Genomic DNA, 21,730 nt, shown 5'->3' on the forward strand with positions numbered 1-21,730 from the left:
CCCGTCCCGACGAGCGCGCCTACCGTTGCCCGCCTCAGAAGCCCTGGAAGCGGGCGAAGGCCTCCACCGGGGCGCGCTCGGAGCGCAGCTGGTTGACCGGCGCCTGCGGGTCGGCGTGGCCCAGGGCCATGCCGCAGTAGAGCACCTTGTCTTCGGCCAGGGCGAAGTGCCGGTGCAGGCTCTGGCGCACCATGCCCCAGGCCTCCTGCATGCAGGTGGAGAGACCGCGCTCCTGGGCCACCAGGGCGATGGACTGCATGAACATGCCCAGGTGCGCCCACTGGCCGTGGCCCATGCTGCGGTCGATGACGAAGAACAGCCCCACCGGCGCGCCGAAGAACTGGAAGTTGCGCGCCAGGGCCCGCAACCGGCCGGCCTTGTCCTCGCGGGGGACGCCCAGCAGGGCGTAGAGCGCTTCGCCCACCTGGTAGCGGCGGGTGCGGTAGGGCTCGCCGAGGGCGGCCGGGTAGATGGGGAATTCGTCTGCTTCGCCGGCCGGGTTGCGCAGCAGGGTCTCGGTGGCCAGGCGCTCGACGGCGGCCTTCTCGGCCCCGGCCACGGCGATCACCTGCCAGGGCTGGAGGTTGCCGCCGGAGGGCGACCAGCGCGCGGCATCGAGCAGGGTGTGGACGGTGGCAGCGTCCACCGACTGGTCAGTGAAGGCGCGGATGGAAGTGCGTTGCTGGAGCAGTTCGGCGACGGACATGGAAACCTCGGCAGCAGGGCGGACCGCGCCAGTGAAGCCGCCCCGGGCGTTCGCCGCAAGCAGCAGAACCGCCAGGGACGAGGGCGCGGCTGCCGGGGCTCAATCCCTGTTCAGGGCGTCGATCCCGGCCTGGGCCACCTGGGTGTCCTGGGCGGAGGTGACGCCCGAGACGGCGATGGCGCCGACCACGGTGTCGCCGATGCGGATCGGCAGGCCGCCTTCCAGCAGGCCGGTCATCGGAGTGGCGAGGAAGGACAGCCGGCCCTGGCCGAGGATCAGTTCCTCGTAGAACTGCGTCGGCCGCCGGGTCAGCGCGGCGGTGCGGGCCTTGGCAGTGGCCATCTCCACGCTCATGGGGCTGGCGTCCTCCAGGCGTTGCAGGTGCAGCAGGTGGCCGCCGTCGTCGACGATGGCCACGGTCACCGGCCATTGCTGCTGGCGGGCGAAGGCGCGGGCGGCCTGGGCCATGGCCTGGACGTCCGGGTCGCTGAGGCAGGGGCGCTGGTTCATCGCATGGGCTCCGGGGTGAGGCTGGCGAGGCAGCGGCCGAGGGGGCTGGCCGGCTCGGTGAGGTCGAAAAGGATGTCGAAGTGGTCGCGCCCTACGCAGGGCTGCACTGCGGTGACCGGCAGGTAGCGGGCCAGGTGGCGGGCCATGGCGCGGCTCTGCTGCTGGAAGGCGTCGGTTTCCCGCTCGCCCCAGGCCAGGGCCACCGGGACTTCGCAGCTGGGCACCCGGCGCAGGGGGCTGAGGGCGGCGGCACGCGCTGCCGTGAGCTGCAGCGGCTGGTCGATGTAGGTGCCGATCAGCGGCGCCAGTTCATAGATGCCGCTGACCAGCAGGGCCGCCTGGAACGGCGGCGGCCCCTCCCAGGGGTGGCTGAGCATCATCGCCACCAGGTGCGCCCCGGCGGAGCTGCCGGCAAGGACCAGATGGGGTACGCGCCCCCGTGCCAGCAGGGCCGTCCGCAGCTGGAGCAGGGCGCTGGCGACCTGCTCGACGATCTGTTCCAGGCGCGCCTCGGGGGCCAGGCGATAGCCGATCGCCGCCAGGTCGCAGCCCTGGGCGTGCAGCCCGGGGGCCGGGAACAGCGAGTCCTCGGCACTCAGCTCCTGCCAGTAGCCGCCGTGCACGTACACCAGGGTGGCCCTGGCCGCTTGGGGCGCGGGCAGCAGCAGGACCTTCTCCCGGGGCGAGGGGCCGTAGGGCAGCACCTCGGCCGGACCACAGAGGGCCTCGGCGGCGCGGCTGTCACGGTGGTAGCGCTGCAGCGTCTCGGCGAAGCCGGGCGCCAGGCTGCTCGGCGAGTAGGCCCGCTCGCGCTGCTCAAGGGGCAGGTGCAGGCCGAAGGGGTCGTCATGCAGGGCCGTCATGCCGCGCCCTCCAGGGGGTGCAGCGGGTCGAGGCGGTCGAGCAACTGGCGCTCGGCCTTGGCCAGGTCGATCTGCTCGAAGCGCTCGCAACCCTGCACGGCCTCCCGCAGCAGGCGGGCCTGCACCTCGCCCCGGGCGAAGGCCGTGGCGTAGGGCAGGCAACTGAAGGTGACCATGCTGTAGCGCGGCACGAAGCGCCCCGGGTGGCGGGCCTCCAGCCACGCGGCCAGTTGGCGCTCCAGCTGGTAGTCCGCTGCGCGCACTCGTTCGCGCATTTCCACGTAGTTCTCCAGGGCCATGGCCTGGATCGCGCCGGCATTGGGCCGGCGCTCTTCGGCGTAGGCCTGCAGGGCGGCGTCCAGGGGTTGCGGCCGGGCCAGGTGGCGGGCCAGGGCCAGCACATCCTCCAGCCCGCAGTTCATGCCCTGGCCGTGGAACGGCACCATCGGGTGAGCCGCATCGCCCACCAGTACGGCGCAGCCCTGGGCGTGCCAACGCTCCAGCCAAAGGGTGCCGAGCTGGCCGATGGGGTTGTGCTCGAAGTCCGCCTCCAGGTCCGGCAGTTCGGCGGAGAGGTCGCTGTAGTGGGTGTCGAACCAGCGCCGCGCGGTGGGGCCGTCCGGCAGTTGGGCGAAGCAGTCGGCGCTGCCGTCGTCGTGGGGCAGGAACAGCGTGGTGGTGAAGCTGCCGTCGATGTTCGGCAGGGCGATGCTCATGTGCCCGCCTCGGGGCCAGATGTGCAGGGCATCGGCCAGCAGGCGCCCGGAGGCGGGGATGTTCAGCTCCTTGTAGCCGTGGGGCTGGCGCTCGCGGCGTTCGCCCAGGGGGCCGCCTTCGGCCATGGCCCGGCGCACGCCGGAGTCGGCACCGTCGGCGCCCACCAGCAGGTCGAAGGGCCAGCGCTGGCCACCGGCGATGACCTCGCGGCGCGCCCAGTCGATACCCGCCAGCGGGGTGTCGAAGTGCAGCTGGGCGCCGGCTGCCTGTGCCGCGTCCAGCAGCAGTCGGTTGAAGCGGCCGCGCTGGATCGACCAGATGGCGTCCCCGGCTCGGCTGCTGTAGGCGTGGAATTGCTCCGGCACGCCCGGCACATGGACCCGCCGGCCGTGCATGGCCACGGCGCCGGCCAGCACGGCTGCGTCCAGGCCGGCCTGGCGCAGGGCCTGCAGGCCGCGCTCGGCCAGGGCGAGGTTGATCGACTTGCCGGCCTGGGCGGTGTGCAGGCGCGGGTCGGGGCGTTGTTCGAGCACGGTGACCTGCCAGCCCTGGCGCTGCAGCAGGCACGCCAGCAGCGGGCCGGTGAGCCCACCGCCGACGATCAGGGCGGTGCGATGTTCTGCCATCGGGAAATCTCCTGGGTTCAGAGGACGGTGCGCAGGTTCCACAGTTCGGGGAACAGCAGCGTGTCGAGGGTCTTGCGCAGGTAGTCGGCGCCGCTGCTGCCGCCGGTGCCCTGGCGACGGCCGATGACCCGCTCGACCATGCCGATGTGGCGGAAGCGCCAGTGCCTGACGTTGTCCTCCAGCGCCACCAGTTGCTCGGCCAGCTCGTAGAGGTCGCGGTGGGCGTCGGGAGCGCGGTAGACGGTGAGCCAGGCGGCCTCCACCGAGGCGTCGTAGCCGGTGGGTTCGTCGACGGCGGCCTGCAGACGCGAGGGGTCGATGGCCAGGCCGCGCGCGGCCAGCAGGCGCACCACCTCGTCATAGAGCGAGGGCGCCAGCAGCCGTGCCTGCAGGGCGCGCAGCGCTGCCGGGTCCTCGGCGTGGTCTTCCAGGTGGCGGGCGCACTTGTTGCCGAGGAGGAATTCGATTTCGCGGAACTGCACCGACTGGTGGCCGGAGGCGCTGCCCAGGGCCGGGCGCATGGCCAGGAAGTCATTGGGGGTGAGGGTGGCGAGCACGCTCCAGGCGTGGATCAGGTGCTCCATGATCCGCTGCACGCGGGTCAGCGCCTTGAAGGTGCGGGGCAGGTCCTGGCGGCCGACGTGGTGGGTGGCGAGGGTCAGCTCGTGGAGCATCAGCTTCATCCACAGTTCGGCGGTCTGGTGCTGGATGATGAACAGCAGTTCGTCCGGTACCTCCGAGCGGGGCACCTGGCTGTGCAGGATGTGCTGCAGGCTCAGGTAGTCACCGTAGCGGCCGTCGCCGGTACGGGTCGCCAGGGCGTTCCTGGCGCCGGAAAAGGGGCATCCCATGGTCGCCGCTCCTATGCCGGGTTCCGGCAGTCCTGGCCACCGGCGACGGCGGGCAGGATGGTGATCTCGTCGCCGGGGGCGACACGGGCCTCCAGGCCGCCGTGGAAGCGCACGTCCTGGTCGTTGACGTACAGGTTCATGAAGCGCACCAGGGTGCGGCCCTTCAGCAGGCGCTGCTCCAGGCCCGGCCAGCGGCGCTCCAGGTCGTCGATGACTTCACCCAGGCTGTCGCCCTGGGCGCTGACCTGGGCGGCGCCGGCCGTCAGGTCGCGCAGGGTGGTGGGGATGTGGATGGTGATGGACATGGCGGTTCCTCGTGGTCGGGGGCATGGGGTTCAGTCGAAGGCCAGCGGCTGCTCCAGGATTCGGCCGTCCTCGATGCGGAAGCAGCGCATCGACAGGTCGAAGCGGGGATCGGTGCTGACGATGAGGTGGAACACCTCGGGAAAGGCGGCGGCGTACTCCACGTCGGTGTCGCTGGGGTAGGGCCGGGATGCGGTGTGGGAGTGGTAGAGCACCAGGGGCACTTCGCCCCGGCCGTTCATCTCGCGCCACACACGCAGTTGCTGCAGGGGCTCGAAACTGAAGAAGTCCTCGGCCTGGGCAGCGTTGTGCATCGGCACCAGGCGCAGGCTGCCGGGCTCGCCGGGCACGGCGGCGATCAGCCCGCAGCATTCCAGCGGGTGCTCGGTGCGGGCCTGATGGGCGATGGCATCGCGCAGGGCGGCGGGCAGGGTGAGCATCGGGCCGTCCTCAGTAGCGGGGCTGGTCGGGGGCCACGTCGCGCACCCAGGCGAGCACGCCGCCCTGAAGGTTGCGCACGTTGTGGTAGCCGGCGGCGAGCATGGCCTCGACCACCTCGCGGGAGCGGCTGCCGCCCTTGCAACAGATCACGTAGGGCTGCTCGCGGTCGGCCAGCGGCCCCTGGCCGAGGCTTGCCAGGGCGTGGGCCTTGGGCAGCAGTTCGGCGCCTTCGATACGGACGATGTCCCACTCGTTGGGCTCGCGCACGTCGATCAGCCGGGGCGGCTGCCCGCTGCCGAGCAGGGCGTGTAGCTCCTGCGGGCTGATCACCGGCACGGGGGTGGCCGGCGCCGCGGGCTGGCCCAGGCCGCACAGCTGCGGGTAGTCCTGCAACGCGGTGATGGGCTGGCGCTGCGGATCGCGCTGCAGGGGCAGGTAGCGGTAACGCATGCGCAGGGCGTCGTAGACCATCAGCGTGCCCAGCAGGGATTCGCCGATCCCGGTCAGCAGCTTGATCGCCTCGGTGCCCATCACCGAGGCCACGGCGGCGCAGAGCACGCCGAGCACGCCGCCCTCCGAGCAGGACGGCGCCAGCTCCGGCGGGGGCGGCTCGGGGTAGAGGTCGCGGTAGTTCAGGCCGCCGCCGGGGGCGTTTTCCCAGAACACGCTGGCCTGGCCTTCGAAGCGGTAGATGGAGCCCCAGACGTAGGGCTTGCCGGCCAGGACGCAGGCGTCGTTGACCAGGTAGCGGGTGGCGAAGTTGTCGGCGCCGTCGATGATCAGGTCGTAGCCCTGGAACAGCGCCACGGCGTTGTCGTTGTGCAGGCGCAGGTCGTGCAGGTTCACCTGCACGTGCGGGTTGAGCGCGGCGAGGGTGCGCTTGGCGCTCTCGGTCTTCAGCTCGCCGAGGGTGTCCATGCGGTGGATCACCTGGCGCTGCAGGTTGGAGGCGTCCACCCGGTCGAAGTCGACGATGCCCAGGGTGCCGACACCGGCTGCTGCCAGGTACAGCAGGGTCGGTGAGCCCAGGCCGCCGGCACCGATCACCAGCACGCGGGCGTTCTTCAGGCGCTGCTGGCCGGCCAGGCCGAACTCCGGCAGCAGGATGTGGCGGCTGTAGCGGGCGCGCTCCTCGGCGCTGAGGGTGGCCTGGTCGCTGACCAGGGGGCCGAGGGTGCGGGGCAGGGGAGTCGGGGTAAAGGCAGTCATGTTCAGCTCCGGGGCAGGTCGAGGGCCTGGCTCAGGGCGTGCCGGAGCCGGGTCATTTCATCGGGGGTGCCGAGGGTCACGCGCAGCCGCTGTTCCAGGCCGGGCCAGGGGCGGCCGACGCGGATGCCGCCGGCGGCCAGGGTGGCGATCACCTCTGCGGCCGGGCGCTGGCAGTCGATCAGCACGCAGTTGCTCCGGGACGGGCTGTAGCGCAGGCCCTGGTGGTCCAGCCAGGCGCAGAAGGCCTCGCGCTGGGCCGTGTTGGCGGCCTTGCGCCGGGCGCATTCGGCCTCGTCGTGCAGGCAGGCCAGCGCGGCGGCAACGGCCGGCACCGGCACGTCGTGGGCCGGCTGGGTGTGCATGCGGTCCAGCACGGCGGGCTGGGCGATGGCATAGCCCAGGCGCAGCCCGGCGAGGCCGTGGATCTTGGAGAAGGTGCGGGTGACCACCAGGCCGGGGTGGGCGCTGACTGCCGGGATCATCGAAGGTTCGTCGCTGAACTCCAGGTAGGCCTCGTCGATCAGCACCACCGGCGGGTGGGGCAGGGCGCCGGCCTGTTCCACCAGAGCCAGCAGCGCTGCGTGGGAGGTGACGGTGCCGGTGGGGTTGTTGGGGTTGGCGATGTAGATCAGCCCGTCCTCGCTGGCGGCGAGCATGGCCTGCACGTCGTGCCCGCCGTCCGCCAGCAGGGGCACCCGGCACACCGCCCGGCCATGCAGGCGTGCGGCCTGCTCGGGCACCGGGTAGCCCGGCGCGGCCACCACCAGCGGCGCATCGGCCCGGGTGAAGGCCAGGGTGGCGTAGTGCAGGGCGCGGTTGGAACCGGGGTACAGCGAGACCCATTCCAGCGGCACGCCATGGCGCTGGGCAAGGGCCTGGCGCAGCGCCTCCACCCGCTCGAACTGGTAGCGCGAGGACAGGCCGATGGCCTCGCTGGCCGCCTGCCGCGCAGCCGGCGGTACGCCATAGGGGGATTCGTTGAGGTTGAGGCAGAGGGGCGTTTGCAAGGCGCAGGCGTCCCCTTCGCCCGCCGCGTGGCGGGCGCTGGATAGGTGGTTCATGTCAGGTTCCCGGGTTGGGCGTTCGTGGGTGGCTAGCGGCCGCTGCGTACCGACTTCGGGGTGTAGCCGAAGAACTTGAGGAAGGCGGCGCTGAAGTTGTTCGGGTGCTGGTAGCCCACCTGGTAGGCCGTCTCCGAGACCCGGTAGCCGGCGGCGAGCAGCTCCTGCGCGCGCTGCATGCGCATCTCCAGCAGGTGGTGGGCGGGGCTGGTGCCGTAGGCGTGGCGGAAGCACTCCTTGAGCTTGTATTCGCTGATGCCCAGCGCGGCGCAGAGGCAGGCGTTGTTCAGCGGCTGGCCGAGGTTGGCGCGCATGTAGGCCTCGATTCGCTCCATCACATCCAGGTCACGGCCGCTGATGCGCTCGGCCTGGGGCGTGGCGGGGGCCAGCAGGTTGAGCTGCTCGGCCAGCAGGCTCAGGGCATGGATGCGCTGGCGCAGGCCGTCGTGCTCGCCGACCCGGGGGTTCTTGAAGAAGCGCAGGTGTTCGCTGCTGCAGCTGCCGTTGTAGGCGATCTGCCGGAAGCTCTCGTTGTGGCGCAGGGCCTTGCCCAGCAGGCGGCCGCAGCGCTCGGGCCCGATGTAGCGGGTCAGGGTCGACTCCGACACCACCAGGCGCAGTTGCTGGATGGGCTCGTTGGCGGCGTAGCGACGCTCGCCGGTGCCGGCCTGGAACACCGAGACCGTGGTGTGGTTCGCCGCGAAGGGCAGGGCATTGCCGACTCGGTCGAGAAACTCGGACTGGCCGGAAAGCCCGAAGGTGATGACCAGGGTGCGGTCGTTGCCATCGTGCTCGCAGACCTCCCGCAGGATGCGGCCCGAGGAGACCCGCGAGCGCACCAGGGAGAACCCGGCCTCGCAGTCCAGCCGCTCGATCAGCGCCTGGCCCTGGGCCGATGCCGTCTGGTGGCGTGTCCATTCCTTGAGTTGCTGGGCGCTGGCCAGCTTGGGTTGTGCCAAACCGTTCATAGCAAATCACTCCTCATCACTCGCCCGGTGTGCCTGTGCGGGGCTCCATCCGGGCGCAGTGATCACCGTCCTTGACTGGGTTCGCCGACGCATCAGAGCACAGGCGAAGTGCGCAAAAAACTGCCTCGCCGGAACTGCATATGAAAATCGCCGGAGTGCATATGTAATGCGAATGATTAGCATTAATCAAGGAAGTATGATCCTCCCATCGACCTGCAACGGATTGCCGCAGGCCCTGGAGATAGAGGGGTTCGGCGCTCCGGGTGCAGGAAGCGCGAACAGGAACGAAGGAGTTGTTCATGTCGATACGGCCCCTGGAAGGCGTGACCCTGCGGCTGGCCGAAGCCCCGACCGGGCTGCAGGCCACCCGCGAGGCGCTGGCCCTGCGCATGGGCTTGCTGGGCGCGCGGGTATGCGCGGCAGCGGGTGTGCAAGGCCTGGATGGCCAACTGACGGCCTGGCTGGAGGATGCCGCCGGCGCGCGGGTCACTTTATATGTGCGTGGCTGGCCCTGCGGGGTACAGCCGGTGAGCGAGGCGCTGGCCCAGGCGGCCTGCGGGCTGGTGGGCTGGCATGGGCGCAGCGCCGGTGGGCTGTTCACCCTGGGGGTGGACTACCTTGCGGTGCTGACGGCCTCCCTGGCGTCCACCGCAGCCGTGGCCGCCCTGCTCGGGCAGCGCCGGGGCAGCAGCAGCCACGAGGTGCACCTCAGCCTGGGCGGCGCCGGCCTGCTGGCGATGGCCCAGTACCTGGCGATGGACGATGCCGGGCAGGTGCTGCCGGTGCCGGGTGGCGCCGATTGGCAGCACCCGCCTTTTACCAGTGGCGAAGGCCTGCGCTTCGAGCTGGAAGCCCTCGACCCGGAGGCCTGGCGCCGCTTCTGGGAAGGCCTGGGGGTGTCCCTGGCGGACATCGCCGCCGGCTGGCCGCCGTTCATGCAGCGCTACACCACCGCCACGGCGTGGTTGCCGCCCTCGCTGTTCCGCGCCTGTGCGCGCTATCGCCTGGCCGACCTGAACTGCCTGGCCCGGGATGCCGGGGTCAACCTCTGCACCCTGCGCCTGGCGCCCCGGGAAGACTGTGCCCAAGGCCCCTGGGCCTTTGACCCGCCCGTATCGGCCGCTGCCCTGGCGCGCGCGCCCTCCAGCGCGGCCCAGCCCCTGGCCGGCCTCGCGGGGCTGGAGGCCTGCCGGCTGATCCAGGGGCCGTTGGCGGGGCACCTGCTGCGGGAGCTGGGCATGCAGGTCACGCGCATCGAGCCGCCGGGCGGTGATCCGATGCGCGGCATGGCGCCTTTGGTGGGCGGCCTGTCCGTGCACTTTCAGGCGATCAACCGGGGCAAGCCCTGGGTCGAGCTGGACGTGCGCAGCGAAGCCGGGCAGGCCCGGTTGGGGCAGTTGCTGGAGGGCTGCGATGCCTTCCTGCACAACTGGGCGCCCGGACGCGCCGAGCGCCTGGGGCTGACTGCCGAGGCGCTGCGCCGCCATGCCCCGGGCCTGGTGTACGGCTCGGCCTCCGGCTGCGGGCGCCACCCTGGAGCGGACGACCCCCTGGGCACCGACTTCATGATCCAGGCCCACAGCGGCCTGGCCGCCCGCATCCAGCAGCACGACCGGCCGGCCGGCGCGCTGCTCACCCTGGTGGACGTGCTGGGCGGCGCTGCCCTGGCCGAGGGCCTGGTTGCCGCGCTCTACCAGCGCCACGTCCACGGCCTGGCCGGCGGCCTCGATTCCAGCATGAGCGGCGCCGCCGGCCTGCTGCTGGAGGCCGCCATTGCCGACGCGGGGCAGGTACTGGCCTGCGCCGACGGCCACCTGATGCTCGACGGTGCCGACCCCTCCGAGGTGGCGAGCCTTGGGCACCTGGCCAGTGGCGAAGCCCTGGCCCACCTGTCTGCGCGGGGCATTCCCGCCAGCCGCATCTCCCGCTGCGCCGCCGATGTCGGCGCCCACCCCTGGTTGGGCTGTGCCCTGGGCCGTGACGAATACGGCCTGCGTACCGCCAGCCCCTGGATCATCAACGCTTGAGGTCGATACCCCATGGCAAACGAACACCTGTCCGCCGTGCAGCCCCCTGTCACCGGTGACCGCTACACGGCGCCGGACTGCGTCCCCGCGCACCTTCGCGCGCACTGGCGGGCCGAGGGCATCTATCCCCACAAGAGCCTGTTCGAGTCCTTCCTCGACATTGCCCGCTCACGGCCCCTGGCGGTCGCCGTCACCGAAGGGGCGGCGAGCCTGAGCTTCGCCCAGCTGCGGGCGCGCAGCCTCAGCCTGGTCCAGGTGCTGCACCAGCTCGGCGTCGGGCCTGGCGTGGTGGTGGCGGTGAACCTGCCCAATGGCTGGCGCGCCTGCGCCGTGGACCTGGCCGTGGCGGCCCTGGGCGGCATCGTGCTGCCGTACCCCCTGGGGCGGCGCAAGCGCGACACCCTCGCCATGCTCGGCAAGTCCGCCGCGCGGGTGCTGATCTGCAAGCGCCAGGTGGGTGAAGCCGACTACGCCGCGCTGGTGGACGGCCTGCGCCCCGCGTTGCCGGCGCTGGCCCATGTGCTGGTACACGGCGAGCGCTATCAGGGCTGGCCGGATCTGGACCAGTGCTGGGAGGGGCCGGCCTGGAGCACCGAAGGCCAGCGGGTGGACCCGGATGCCGGCGCCCGGCTGATCGCCTCCTCGGGCTCCGAGTCAGAGCCCAAGCTGGTGCTGTATTCCCACAACGCCCTGGTGGGCGGGCAGAGTGCCTACCTCAACGGCCTGGCACGCCAGCCCGAGGCCATGCGGGCGCTGTTCGCCGTGCCCCTGGCGTCGCCCTTCGGTTCCCTGGGCACGCCTTGCACCCTGGCCTCCCTGGGTGGCGCGCTGATCTGCCTGGACCGCTTCGAGGCCGACGCGGTGCTGCGGCTGGTTGCCCAGCAGCGCGTTACCCACCTGTTCGCCGGGCCCAACATGGTGGACATGCTGCTGGCCAGCCCCCTGCTGCAATCGGCGGAAGGGCAGGCGCTGGATTTCAGCGCGCTGGAGGCCATCGTCAGCGGCGGCTCGGCCCTCAGCGCCCAGACCCTGGCCGGCGTGCGCCGGCACTTCGGCTGTGCCCTGGTGCAGTCCTACGGCTCGGCGGACGGCGTGGCCTGCCACACCGCCCTGGACGACGCCCCCGAGGTGACCGTGCAGACCGTCGGGCGACCTGACCCGGCGGTGGTCAGCCTGAGCATCCGCGACGAGCAGGGGCACGAATGCGCGCCAGGCGAGGTGGGGGAGATCTGGGCACGGGGGCCGATGACGCCGCTGTGCTACTACCGCGCCCCCGAACTGGACCGCCAGTACCGCCACCCGGACGGCTGGGTGCGCCTGGGCGACCGTGGACAGCTGGACGCCGATGGCCGGCTGCGCATCGTCGGGCGCCGCGCCGACACCGTGATGCGCGGCGGGCACAAGGTGAACCTGGTGGAGGTGGCGCACCTGCTGCGCGAGCACCCGGCCATCGCCCAGTGCGTGGTCCTCAATGCCCCGCTGGAGGACGGCGCCACGCGCATGCACGCCTTCGTGGTGATGAAGGCGGGGCAGCCGCCGCTGACCCTCGCCCAGGTGCGCGGCTTCCTCAATGACGAAGTGGGCGCCCAGCCCAGCCAGTTGCCCGACGCCCTGGCCTGCGTGCCGGAGCTGCCGCTGGCGCCGTCCGGCAAGGTCGACCAGGCGGCCCTGCTGCAGAGCCTGCAGGCGCCACGCCCGGCGGTCTCCGCGCAACCGGTGATCGACCTGCTGATGGGCGTCGAACGGGCCGGCGTGCTGCGGGCAGCCATCGAACTGCAGGTGTTCGACCACCTGGGCGAGGGCGCCAGCGCCCGCACCGTGGCCGAGCGCACCGGTGCCAGCGAGCGCGGCACCCGCATCCTGCTGGACGCCCTGGCCGGCCTGGGCCTGCTCCGCCAGGAGCCGGGGCAGGCCTACTACCGCCTGGGTGAGCTGGCCGAACGCTTTCTGCGGCGCAGCTCGCCGCACTATGTGGGCGGGCTGGCGCAGGTCTACACCGCCGACCTGATGTGGGATGCCTTCCGTCACTTCAAGGACGCCGTGGTGGCCGGTGGCAGCGTTCTGCCCCAGGGCCTGGAGGCCGCCAACCATCCGTACTGGGGCGAATTCTCCCGGGGCATCGCCAACACCGCGCGGGTGACCGCCCAGCGCCTGGCGCAGCAGGTGCTGCCGTGGCTGGCCCAACGGCAGCAGCCGAGCGTGCTGGACCTGGCCTGCGGCAACGGCACCTACGGCTTCACCCTGGCGGCCGAGTGCCCGGCGGTTAGCCTCTGCGGGGTGGACTGGCCAGCCAGTGCCGAGCTGTTCTGGAGCACCGCCGAGACCTTCGGGGTGCGCGAACGCACACGCTTCATCGGTGCCGACATCTTCACCGTGGAGCCGGGTGAACCGGTGGACCTGATCATCCTCAGCCAGGTCCTGCACCACTTCGACGAGGCCGAATGCCGGCGCCTGCTGGGCCGCCTGCAGGCCTGGCTGAAACCGAGCGGGCGGTTGCTCATCGCCGGTTTCATGCGCTCGGACGCGCAGGCGGAGCAGGAGCCCATTCCGCGCCTGTTCGCCGCGCAGATGCTCAGCCTGACCGAGGCCGGCGACTGCCATGCCCTGGGCGCGGTGCAGCGCCTGCTGGAGGAGCAGGGCTGGCAGCAGATCGTGTCCGCGCCGCTGCGCGGCCTGCCCATCCAGCGCATCTGGGCGGTGCGCGGCGATACCGGGGAGGTCGCATGAGCCGTGTGCTGTGGAACCTCTCGCGGCCGTTGCGCCCGGCCATCGCCCTGGCCGCTTGCGGCCAGCTCGCGGTCAGCGCCTGCAACGCCGGCCTGGCCCTTTGCCTGGCCTGGGCCCTGGCCGGCCTGTTCGAGGGCCAGCCGCTGTCGGCGCTATGGACGCCCCTGGGCGCCTTCCTCGGCCTGACGCTGCTGCGCATCGCCCTCAACGGCGGTGCCGAGGTGCTGGCCATGCGGGTCGCCGGGCTGACCCGGCAGCACCTGCGCCAGCGCCTGTTGCCCCAGGTGCTGCGGGTGGCCGGGCAGGCGCCCGGCGAGCATGACAGCGCCGGGCTGAGCACCACCCTGATCCACAACGTCGAGGCCCTGCAGGCCTACTACAGCCGCTATATCCCGGCGGTGATCGGCGCGGCCCTGGGGGGCAGCGGGCTGCTTGCGCTGATGGCGCTGTTCGACCCGCGCTCGGCCCTGGTGGCCGCCGTGGGTGCCTTGTCGCTGCCCTTCGTGGATCGCCTCTGGCTGCGCTGGCGGCGCCCCTCGGCCGGTGGGCTGTTCGCCAGCATCGGGCGCTTCTCGGCGCACCTGCTGGACAGCCTGCGTGGCGTCACCACGCTCAAGGCCTTCAACGCCCAGGACCGGCGCCGCGACGCCCTGCGCGACCAGGCCCGCGACCTGCGCCGCCAGGCGATGGAGGTGCTGCACGGCATCCTGATGCGCAATGGCGTCACCGGGTTGCTCAGCCTCGGCGGCCTGGCGCTGGTCACGCTGCTCAGCGTCCAGCGCGCCGGTGCCGGCGAGCTGTCGGCCTTCGCCCTGTTCGCTGCCGTGCTGCTGGCCCGCGAAGCGTTCCGCACCCTGGAGAAGCTGGACAAGACCTTCCACGTCGCCTGGTCGGGCAACGGCGCCGCCGCCCCGGTGGCTGAGCTGCTGGCAGCGCAGCCGCCGGTGCCCGAACCGGCCCGGCCCGAGCCGTTGCCGGCTGGCCACGAGGTGGCCTTCGAGGGCGTCACCTTCCGCTGGCCCGGCAGCCAGGCCCCGGCCTTGCAGAACCTCAGCTTCACCCTGGAACCCGGCCAGTGCGTGGCCGTGGTGGGCCCCTCCGGGGCGGGCAAGTCCACCCTGGCAGCGCTGCTGATGCGCTTCATCGCCCCCCAGGAAGGGCGCGTCACCCTTGGCGGCGTGGACATCCGTCACCTGCGCTCCGCCGACCTCTACCAGCGCGTCAGCGGGGTGTTCCAGCAGAGCGTGCTGCTGCACGGCAGCCTGGAAGACAACCTGCGCATGGGGGCGGCAGATGCCAGCCCTGAGGCCCTGGCCGAAGCCTGCCGGCTGGCCTCGCTGGAGCCCTGGGTCGCCAGCCTCCCGCACGGCCTGGCGACCCCGGTGGGCGAGGGCGGCAACCGGCTCTCCGGCGGCCAGCGCCAGCGCGTGGCCATTGCCCGTGCCTGGCTCAAGGGCGCGCCGATCCTGTTGCTCGACGAGGCCACTGCCAACGTCGACGTGGCCAGCGAGGCGCATATCGGTGCGGCCATCGAGCGCCTGCGCGGGCAGCGCTCGATGCTGGTGATCGCCCACCGCCTGGCCACCGTGCGCCATGCCGACCGCATCCTGGTGCTGGACCAGGGGCGCCTGGTGGAAAGCGGCGACCACCGCAGCCTGCTGGCCCGCCAGGGCCTGTATGCGCGCCTCTGGGCCCTGCAGCACGCCCACGAGACCCAACCCCTGAGCGAAGGAGCCCTGGCATGAAAGGCAATCCCCACGCGATCCGCGCCGGCGAAGGCAGCCGCTGGAGCGACCTGCTGCGGCTGTCGGCCGGGCAGCCGGCGCTGTTGGCGCAAACCCTGGTCGCCACCCTGGTGGCCCAGGCCGGCATGGTGGGCAGCCTGGCCCTCGGCGGCTGGTTGATCGGCCTGGTGCTGACCGATGCCCCGGCCAGCCTGTGGCAGCCGGTGGCGGCGGCGATGCTCGCCTGTGCCCTGGCCGGTGCCGGTGGGCGCTGGTGGCAGGCCCATGTCTCCCATGTGTTCGCCTTCCACCTGATCGAGACCCTGCAGGTCGGCAGCTACGAGGGGTTGGAGCGGGCCGCACCGGACGTGCAGGCCGGGGTGCGTCGAGGGGAGCAGGCCAACGTGGCGCTCAACGACGCCCAGGCCCTGGAGCACTTCTTCGCCCACACCCTCACCGATGCCATCGGCGCCGTGTTGGTGCCGCTGGTGGCGCTGCTGGCCCTGGCCGCCATCCAGCCCTGGCTGACCCTGGCGCTGCTGCCGTTCCTGGCGGCCCTGGCCAGCGTGCCGTTCTGGCTCGGCGGGCGCGCCCTGCGCCAGGGCCGGGCGATGAACGAGGCGCTGGCCGGGCTCAACGCCGAAGTGCTGGAAGGCATCGAGGCGCGCCGGGAGATCCTCCTGTTCAACCAGGAGGCGGCCTGGCACGCGCGCCTGGGTCGCCTGCTGGCCCGGCTGCGGCTGGAGCAGCGCCGCTATGCCCTGCGCAGCGGTGCCGAGCAGGGGGTGATCGAGCTGATCCAGGCACTGGCCCTGGTGAGTGCGCTGGCCTGTGGCGCCTGGCTGCTGCAGATCGGCCTGCTGGACCTGGCACAACTGCCCCTGGCGGTGATGCTGGTCGGCGCGGCCCTGCTGCCCATGGCCGACGTGGCCCGCGAGGCCGGCCAGCTCGGCGCCGTGCGCGCCAGCGCCGGGCGGGTCCTGGGGCTGTTGCGCCAGCCGCCACGGGTGCGTGACCAGGGCTGCCAGCAGCCCCAGGGCGCGCGCCTGGAGTTCGATCAGGTGCGCTTCAGCCATGGCGGTCGCCCGGTCCTGCAGGGCGTCGACTTCCTGGTCCGCCCTGGCGAAATGGTGGCGCTGGTGGGGGCTTCGGGAGCCGGCAAGACCACCTGCGCCAACCTGCTGATGCGCTTCTACGACGTCGAAGGCGGGACCATCCGCGTTGGCGGCGTGGACGTGCGTGACATCCCCCTGGCCGGGTTGCGCCAGGGCATCGCCTGGGTCGGCCAGGACGCCTACCTGTTCGACGACAGCATCGAGGGCAACCTGCGCCTGGCCCGCCCTGATGCCACCGCCGAGGAGATCGAGGCCGCCGCCCGCCAGGCCCAGGCGCACGACTTCATCCAGGCCTTGCCGGAGGGCTACCAGACCCGCTGCGGCGAGGGCGGCGCGCGCCTGTCCGGCGGCCAGCGCCAGCGCATCGCCATCGCCCGTGCGCTGCTGTCGCAGGCGCCGGTGCTGGTGATGGACGAAGCCTCCTCCAGCCTCGACGCCCATAGCGAGCACGCCCTGCAGCAGGCCCTGCTGGGCCTGCGCGGGCAGCGCACGCTGCTGCTCATCGCCCACCGCCCCAGCACCATCGCCCAGGCCGACCGGGTGGTGCTGCTCGAAGACGGGCAGGTGCGCGACCGGGGCACCCATTCGACCCTGCTGGCCCGCTGCGATGCCTACGCGCGGCTGCTGGCCCAACCCACTCAGTAACGGCGCCAGGCGCCAACAAGGAAGATTCGCGATGGTCAGAAGTCGTCGTACCCCCACCCACGTCTGGGTCAGCACCGCGCTGGCGTTGTCCTGCCCGGCCCTCCAGGCCGCAGAGGCACTGAGCCTGCCGGAGGTCAGCGTCAACGCCGAAAAGGTGCCGCGCAGCCTCGAAGCCGTGCCGGCCAGCGTCAAGGTGATCGATGGACAGACCCTGGAAGACGAGCACATCACCGGCTTCGAACAGCTGGAGGGGCGAGTGCCGGGGCTGTCGTTCCAGCCCTTCGGCCAGTCGGGCATCAACTCCCCGGTGATGCGTGGCCTCACTGCCAACTTCAATGCGCTGTCCACCTCGACGCTGATGCTGGTGGACGACGTGCCGACCCTCACCGCCCAGGGTTTCGAGAACCGCTTCATCGACATCGACCGCATCGAGGTGTTGCGCGGGCCGCAGTCGACCCTTTACGGGCGCAATGCCGAGGCCGGGGTGATCGCGGTGTACAGCAAGCCGATGGACGAGCTGGCGCGGGCCAGCGTGTCCGCCGAAGCGGGCAGCCGCGACAAGCGCGCCACGCGCTTCGCCCTGAGCAGCCCGCTGGTGGACGAGCGGCTGTTCGGCAGCGTCTCGGGCGAGTGGCAACGCCAGGACGGTTTCATCCGCAACGACGCCCTCGGCAAGCAGGCCGATGACCGCGAACGTTACAACCTCAACGCCGGTCTGCGCCTGGTGCCCCAGGAGGGCACCGACATGGTGCTGCGCTATGCGCGCCAGGCCTATGACGACGACGCCTCGCTGTGGGGCGCGCCCACGGCGCGGCGCAACCACGTGGCCTCGGGCACCGACAGCTGGAACCGCTCCTGGGGCCAGACCCTGTCGCTGAACATCGGCCACAGCCTGGGGGATGACCTGAATCTGCGCTCGATCACCGCCTACAACGACTTCCACGACCGCATCCAGCAGGACACCGACTTCCTGCCGGTCAACCTGTCGATGATTGCCCGCGACCTGCGCCTGCGCACCCTGTCCCAGGAGCTGCGCCTGGAAGGGCAGTGGGGCCTTGCCGACTGGCTGGCCGGGGTCTACGCCGACAGCTCCGAAAACGACCTGCGCAACGTCAGCCAGCGCGGCCCCTTCGTCCAGGAGCTGCGCCTGGACCAGAGCAGCCGCACGCTGGCTGCCTTCAGTCACTGGAACCTGCACCTGACGCCGGACTGGACCCTCTCCCTGGGCGGACGGGTGGAGCGCTACCGGGTGGGCATCGACCCCCGTGGCGATGCCAACCAGTCCCGGAGCTGGTCGTCGTTCTCGCCGAAGGTGGCGCTGCAGTACGCCTTCGCCGAGCAGAACCAGGTCTACCTCAGTGCCAGCAAGGGCGTACGCAACGGCGGTTTCAACGTGCTCTCGGCCGCCACCCACTACGCCGCGTTCGAGCCGGAGAAGGTCTGGTCCTACGAACTCGGCATCAAGGGCCGGACCCTGGAGGAGCGCCTGCGCTACTCGCTGGCGGCGTACTACATGGACGTCACCGACATGCAGGTGATGCAGATGCCCAGCCCGGGCGTGCAGTACATCACCAGCGCCGCCAGTGCCACGTCCAAGGGGCTGGACCTGGATGCCGAGTACCTGCTCAGCGCTCGCTGGAGCGTGCAGACCGGGCTGGCCTGGAACCGCACGCGCTTCGACAGCTTCCAGGACGGCCGCGCCCGCTACGACGGGCACCACAACCCCTTCGCCCCCGACCTCACCGGCTACCTGGGCCTGCGCTACGACGACCCGGAAGGCTGGTACGTGCAGGGCAACCTGGTGGGCAGCGACAAGGTCTACCTGGACGCCGCCAACCAGTACACCCGCAACGGCTACGCACTGGTCAACCTCAGCGCCGGCGTGCGCTACGAGCAGTGGGAGCTGAGCGGCTACGTGAACAACCTGGCTGACCGCGAGTACGACGCGGTGGGCTACCAGAACGGTTTCATCACCGTCTACAGCCCGCCCCGCGAACTCGGCGTGCGCGTGACCTGGAAGCTCTGACATGGACCGCCCGAACCCTTCCCACTGGCCCCTGCAACTGCTGCTGGGCTGGGTCAACTTCGCCATGACCGCGCCGTTGATCTACCTCTACCTCGGCTTGCCGCTGGTGATGCGCGAGCACGGCTGGAGTGGCACCGAGATCGGCCTGTTCCAGCTGGCCGGGCTGCCGGCGGTGCTCAAGTTCGTGCTTGGCGCCCCGGTGGACCGCTGGGCCCGGGGCGCGCCCGGCTACCGCCGCTGGAGCCTGGTGCTGATGGCCGGTTACGCCGCCAGTCTCGTCGGTCTGGCCTGCCTGGGCATCGAGCAGGCCGACTTCGTGCCACTGTTCGCCCTGGCCATGCTGGCCAGCCTGCTCGGCACCTGGGCCGATGCGCCGGTCAACGCCCTGGCGATCCGCTGTTTGCCGGCGGAGGAGCGCCAGCGCGCCGGCATCATCCGCTCTGCCGCCAGCTCCCTGGGGGCGGTGGTGGGCGGCGGGGTGATGCTGATGCTGCAGGCGCGTGCCGGGTGGGCCTGGCCGTTCTGGGCGCTGAGCGGCGGGCTGCTGCTGGCCGCCCTGGGCCTGTGGCTGATCCCGCGGGCCACCCTGGCGCAGGCGGATGACGTGCAGGCCCGGCAGGTGGGCGTCGGCCAATGGCTGGCCTATTTCAGCAGCACCGAGCGGCGCCGCTGGGTGGTGATGCTGATGCTCTATTTCCCCTTCATCGGCGCCGCCTGGGTCTACCTCAAGCCCTTGCTGCTGGACCATGGCCTGCCGCCCGAGCAGGTGGCGCTGGTGGCCGGCGTGCTTGGCGGTGTGGTGGGGGCCGTGGGCAGTGCGCTCGGCGGCCACCTGGCCCGGCGCAGCGGATTGCAGCGGGCCCTGCCGGCCTGCGCCCTGGCCGGCGTGGCAGCTCTTGGCGCCCTGGCCGGCACGGTGGCCAGTGGTGCCGGCGTGCCCTGGCTGGTGGCCTGCACCCTGCTGCTGGCACTGGTGATGGGCGCTTCGGCCGGCCTGCTGTTCGGGATGATGATGAACCACACCCGCGCCGGCCTGACCGCCGTCGACTACGGCCTGCAGTCGAGCCTGTTCGTACTGACCCGCACCCTGGTGCCGATGCTCGCCGGTATCCTGCTCGACCGCCTGGGCTACCTGGGCATGCTGGCGGGGTTGATCCTCTGCATGGCCGGGGTCTGGACCTGGAGCCGGCGCTTCGTCCGCCACGGGCAGGACCTTGCCGAGCGGTTGCCGGCGCAGGCGGTGCCCTAGCCGGCTTGTCGCTCCAGCCCCAGGGCGCGGCTCACCAGGTGGTGGTAGACCCGCTGGCGCAGGGAACGGCGTTGCAGCACCAGGGGTTCGTCGAGGCCGGGGGCGTGGGTCAGTGGCTCGAAGCCGTCCTCGGTGATCAGCAAGGTGTCGGAGTGGCGATAGCCGCCCACGCCTTGCAGGTAGATGCCCGGCTCCATGGAAACGACCATGCCGGCGGCCAGCACGTCGTCCGAGCCCTCCGCCAGCCAGGGGCCTTCATGGTTCCCCAGGCCGAAGCCGTGGCCGCAGCGGTGCAGGCGCTGCGCCGGGCTGCCGACGCCCTCGCGGGCGAGGAAGGCGTTGATCTGTGCGTCGATCTCCGCGCAGGCCACGCCCGGTCGCAACAGCCCGAGGCCAATGCGCCGGGCCTGGACCATCAGCGCGAACAGCTGGCGTTCCTGGCGCGTGGGCGGGGCGGTGAAGTAGGTGCGCTCGCTCTCGGCGGCGTAGCCGTTCACCCGCGTCAGCACCAGGGTCACATGGGGGCCTGCCAGCAGGCGGTCGCCAGGTGACGGCACGGCGTGGGGCATGGCGCTCAGCGGGGCGGGGAAGCTGGCCATCAGTACGTGGGTGGCGAGGGCGTCCCAGTTCGGCGTCTCGCGGATGATGGCCTGGGTCACCTGGCTGGTGCGGGCGAAGCCTTCGGCCACGGTGGCGCCGTAGTACGAATGGGCGAACAGCTCGGCCACGCCCCGGTCGGCGTAGTGGGCGGCGCGGCGGATCAGGGCGATCTCAGTGGGGGACTTGACCAGCCGCAGCTGCTCCACCGGTTCGCCCGGCCGGCCACCCTGGTCCCGCAGCCAATCGGCGACCCGTGCGGGGCATCCGGCCTCGTAGAGGAACCCGCGCGTCAGGCCGCCGTGCTCGGAGAGCACCGATTGCCAGCACTGGCCGCTCGGGGCGGGGTAGTCCCGGTAGCAGTGAAGGGCGTCCGGCCCGATGCCCCTGGCCTTGCGCAGGTGCTCCCGCTCCAGCTCCGGCAGCACCAGGCGCACCGGGCCGCGTGCCGGCAGGATGAGGAAGAACGGCCGCTCCAGCGCCTCGTAGGTGGCGCCGCACAGGTAGTAGATGCTCTCGGCCTGGGTGGCGACGAACTGCGCGGCGTCCTGCTCCCGGAGCAGCGCTTGCAGGCGTTCACGGCGGGCCAGGTATTCCTCGGTGCTGATGGACGGGGCAGGGGACATGGGCAGTTCTTTGTTGTGATTGAAGTGCGTACCAAATGGTACGCACTTTATCGCGCCGCGCAAGTTGTCCCTTGCATGGTGGGGTGGGCGGTGGAATAGTCGCGGCCTTCATTGCCACGAGAGCCCCCATGAGCGATCCGTCTGCCGCCTCGCCGCCCAGCATCAAGCGCCCGCCCATCGATGTGCTGCAGAAGGTGCTGGCCGATGTGCTGGAACACGGCTTCGCCTACCGCTCCCTGCGGGCCATCGCCGAGACCAGCGGCATCAGCCACCGCATGCTGATCTACCACTTCGGCAGCCAGGACGGCGTCTGGGCGGCCATCATCGAGCACGCCCGCAGCACCGAGCAGGCGGCCTTTGCCGAAGGCAGCGAGGCGGTGCAATGCCCCGCGACGTTGCGGACCTTCCTGGACGGGTTGTGGCAGCGCTACAGCTCGGTGGAGGCCCTGCGCTTCTACCAGCTGCACATCGAGGTCTACGGCTATGCCTTGCGTCACCGCGATGCCGCCGGAGCCTTTCTTGACGGCGTGGTGACGGGGTGGTTGGAACGCTTGCAGCAGGTCTTCCAGCGTGCCGGCTTCGACTTGCCCATGGCTCGCCAGCGCACCCGCCTGCTGCTGGCCGCCACCCGTGGCTTCCACCTGGACCTGCTCACCACCGGTGACCGCGAGGGGGTGGAGGCGGCCGTTACCGCGATGCTGGATGCGGTCACAGCGCCTTGAGTGCTATTCAAACGGCC

At 71.5% G+C, this 21,730-nt stretch carries 18 protein-coding genes; 7 read left to right on the forward strand and 11 right to left on the reverse strand.

The genetic code is table 11. The annotated features are described in order from the left end of the window. Window positions 1-34: 34 nt before the first annotated feature. The 10 genes from BM198_RS15700 to BM198_RS15745 form a co-directional block, all read right to left on the reverse strand. Entirely contained in the window at window positions 35-706 is a 672-nt protein-coding gene (locus BM198_RS15700; protein WP_074971178.1) for a nitroreductase, read from the reverse strand. A gap of 99 nt (window positions 707-805) precedes the next feature. Beyond that, entirely contained in the window at window positions 806-1,216 is a 411-nt protein-coding gene (locus BM198_RS15705) for a GlcG/HbpS family heme-binding protein (RefSeq protein ID WP_074971180.1), read from the reverse strand. Then, on the reverse strand, window positions 1,213-2,079 hold the full coding sequence (locus BM198_RS15710) for an alpha/beta hydrolase (protein ID WP_074971182.1): 867 nt from the start codon (window positions 2,077-2,079) through the stop codon (window positions 1,213-1,215). Before BM198_RS15710 ends, BM198_RS15705 begins: the two co-directional genes overlap by 4 nt. Next, window positions 2,076-3,422 carry an FAD-dependent oxidoreductase gene (locus tag BM198_RS15715; protein WP_074971185.1) on the reverse strand — a complete coding sequence of 449 codons (1,347 nt, stop codon included), beginning with the start codon at window positions 3,420-3,422 and terminating at the stop codon, window positions 2,076-2,078. Before BM198_RS15715 ends, BM198_RS15710 begins: the two co-directional genes overlap by 4 nt. A gap of 17 nt (window positions 3,423-3,439) precedes the next feature. Further along, window positions 3,440-4,273: a tryptophan 2,3-dioxygenase gene (locus tag BM198_RS15720; RefSeq protein WP_074971187.1), complete on the reverse strand. Its 834-nt coding sequence runs from the start codon at window positions 4,271-4,273 to the stop codon at window positions 3,440-3,442. 11 nt (window positions 4,274-4,284) lie between these two features. Continuing rightward, complete coding sequence (locus tag BM198_RS15725; protein WP_044407630.1) at window positions 4,285-4,578, reverse strand: MoaD/ThiS family protein; 294 nt, start codon at window positions 4,576-4,578, stop codon at window positions 4,285-4,287. A gap of 30 nt (window positions 4,579-4,608) precedes the next feature. Continuing rightward, window positions 4,609-5,016: a M67 family metallopeptidase gene (locus tag BM198_RS15730; protein ID WP_044407628.1), complete on the reverse strand. Its 408-nt coding sequence runs from the start codon at window positions 5,014-5,016 to the stop codon at window positions 4,609-4,611. A gap of 10 nt (window positions 5,017-5,026) precedes the next feature. Further along, the gene (moeB, locus tag BM198_RS15735) at window positions 5,027-6,226 is read right to left on the reverse strand and encodes a molybdopterin-synthase adenylyltransferase MoeB (protein WP_074971189.1); all 1,200 of its coding nucleotides are present in this window, start codon (window positions 6,224-6,226) and stop codon (window positions 5,027-5,029) included. Between the two features lie 2 nt (window positions 6,227-6,228). Then, entirely contained in the window at window positions 6,229-7,287 is a 1,059-nt protein-coding gene (locus tag BM198_RS15740) for an aminotransferase class I/II-fold pyridoxal phosphate-dependent enzyme (RefSeq protein ID WP_074971191.1), read from the reverse strand. A 32-nt stretch (window positions 7,288-7,319) separates the two neighbouring features. Next, window positions 7,320-8,255, reverse strand: coding sequence for a helix-turn-helix transcriptional regulator (locus BM198_RS15745; protein WP_044407622.1), 936 nt, complete (start codon window positions 8,253-8,255; stop codon window positions 7,320-7,322). 299 nt (window positions 8,256-8,554) lie between these two features. Between BM198_RS15745 and BM198_RS15750 the strand changes: the two genes are divergently transcribed. From BM198_RS15750 to BM198_RS15775, 6 genes are read left to right on the forward strand one after another with little or no spacing between them, the layout of a single operon-like run. Further along, a complete protein-coding gene (locus BM198_RS15750; RefSeq protein WP_074971194.1) occupies window positions 8,555-10,282 on the forward strand; it encodes a CoA transferase in 1,728 nt (575 codons plus the stop codon). A gap of 12 nt (window positions 10,283-10,294) precedes the next feature. Continuing rightward, window positions 10,295-13,009, forward strand: coding sequence for an AMP-binding protein (locus tag BM198_RS15755; RefSeq protein WP_074971196.1), 2,715 nt, complete (start codon window positions 10,295-10,297; stop codon window positions 13,007-13,009). Next, window positions 13,006-14,754 (forward strand): ABC transporter ATP-binding protein, encoded by a 1,749-nt coding sequence (locus BM198_RS15760; protein ID WP_074971198.1) that lies wholly within the window; start codon window positions 13,006-13,008, stop codon window positions 14,752-14,754. The genes BM198_RS15755 and BM198_RS15760 overlap by 4 nt, the downstream gene beginning before the upstream one ends. After that, window positions 14,751-16,493: an ABC transporter ATP-binding protein gene (locus BM198_RS15765; protein WP_074971200.1), complete on the forward strand. Its 1,743-nt coding sequence runs from the start codon at window positions 14,751-14,753 to the stop codon at window positions 16,491-16,493. The genes BM198_RS15760 and BM198_RS15765 overlap by 4 nt, the downstream gene beginning before the upstream one ends. 31 nt (window positions 16,494-16,524) lie before the next feature. Continuing rightward, window positions 16,525-18,519: a TonB-dependent receptor gene (locus tag BM198_RS15770; RefSeq protein ID WP_074971202.1), complete on the forward strand. Its 1,995-nt coding sequence runs from the start codon at window positions 16,525-16,527 to the stop codon at window positions 18,517-18,519. A 1-nt stretch (window position 18,520) separates the two neighbouring features. Next, window positions 18,521-19,768, forward strand: a complete 1,248-nt coding sequence (locus BM198_RS15775; RefSeq protein ID WP_074971204.1) for an MFS transporter — start codon at window positions 18,521-18,523, stop codon at window positions 19,766-19,768. Here the strand turns inward: BM198_RS15775 and BM198_RS15780 are convergent. After that, window positions 19,765-20,991 (reverse strand): M24 family metallopeptidase, encoded by a 1,227-nt coding sequence (locus BM198_RS15780; RefSeq protein ID WP_074971206.1) that lies wholly within the window; start codon window positions 20,989-20,991, stop codon window positions 19,765-19,767. The genes BM198_RS15775 and BM198_RS15780 overlap by 4 nt on opposite strands. A 128-nt stretch (window positions 20,992-21,119) precedes the next feature. On the opposite strand from BM198_RS15780, the gene BM198_RS15785 reads away from it, so the two are divergent. Beyond that, window positions 21,120-21,713: a TetR/AcrR family transcriptional regulator gene (locus BM198_RS15785; RefSeq protein WP_083422393.1), complete on the forward strand. Its 594-nt coding sequence runs from the start codon at window positions 21,120-21,122 to the stop codon at window positions 21,711-21,713. Window positions 21,714-21,730: the final 17 nt, after the last annotated feature.

Origin of the sequence: Metapseudomonas otitidis (assembly GCF_900111835.1) — a bacterium.
Classification (GTDB): Bacteria; Pseudomonadota; Gammaproteobacteria; order Pseudomonadales; family Pseudomonadaceae; genus Metapseudomonas; species Metapseudomonas otitidis.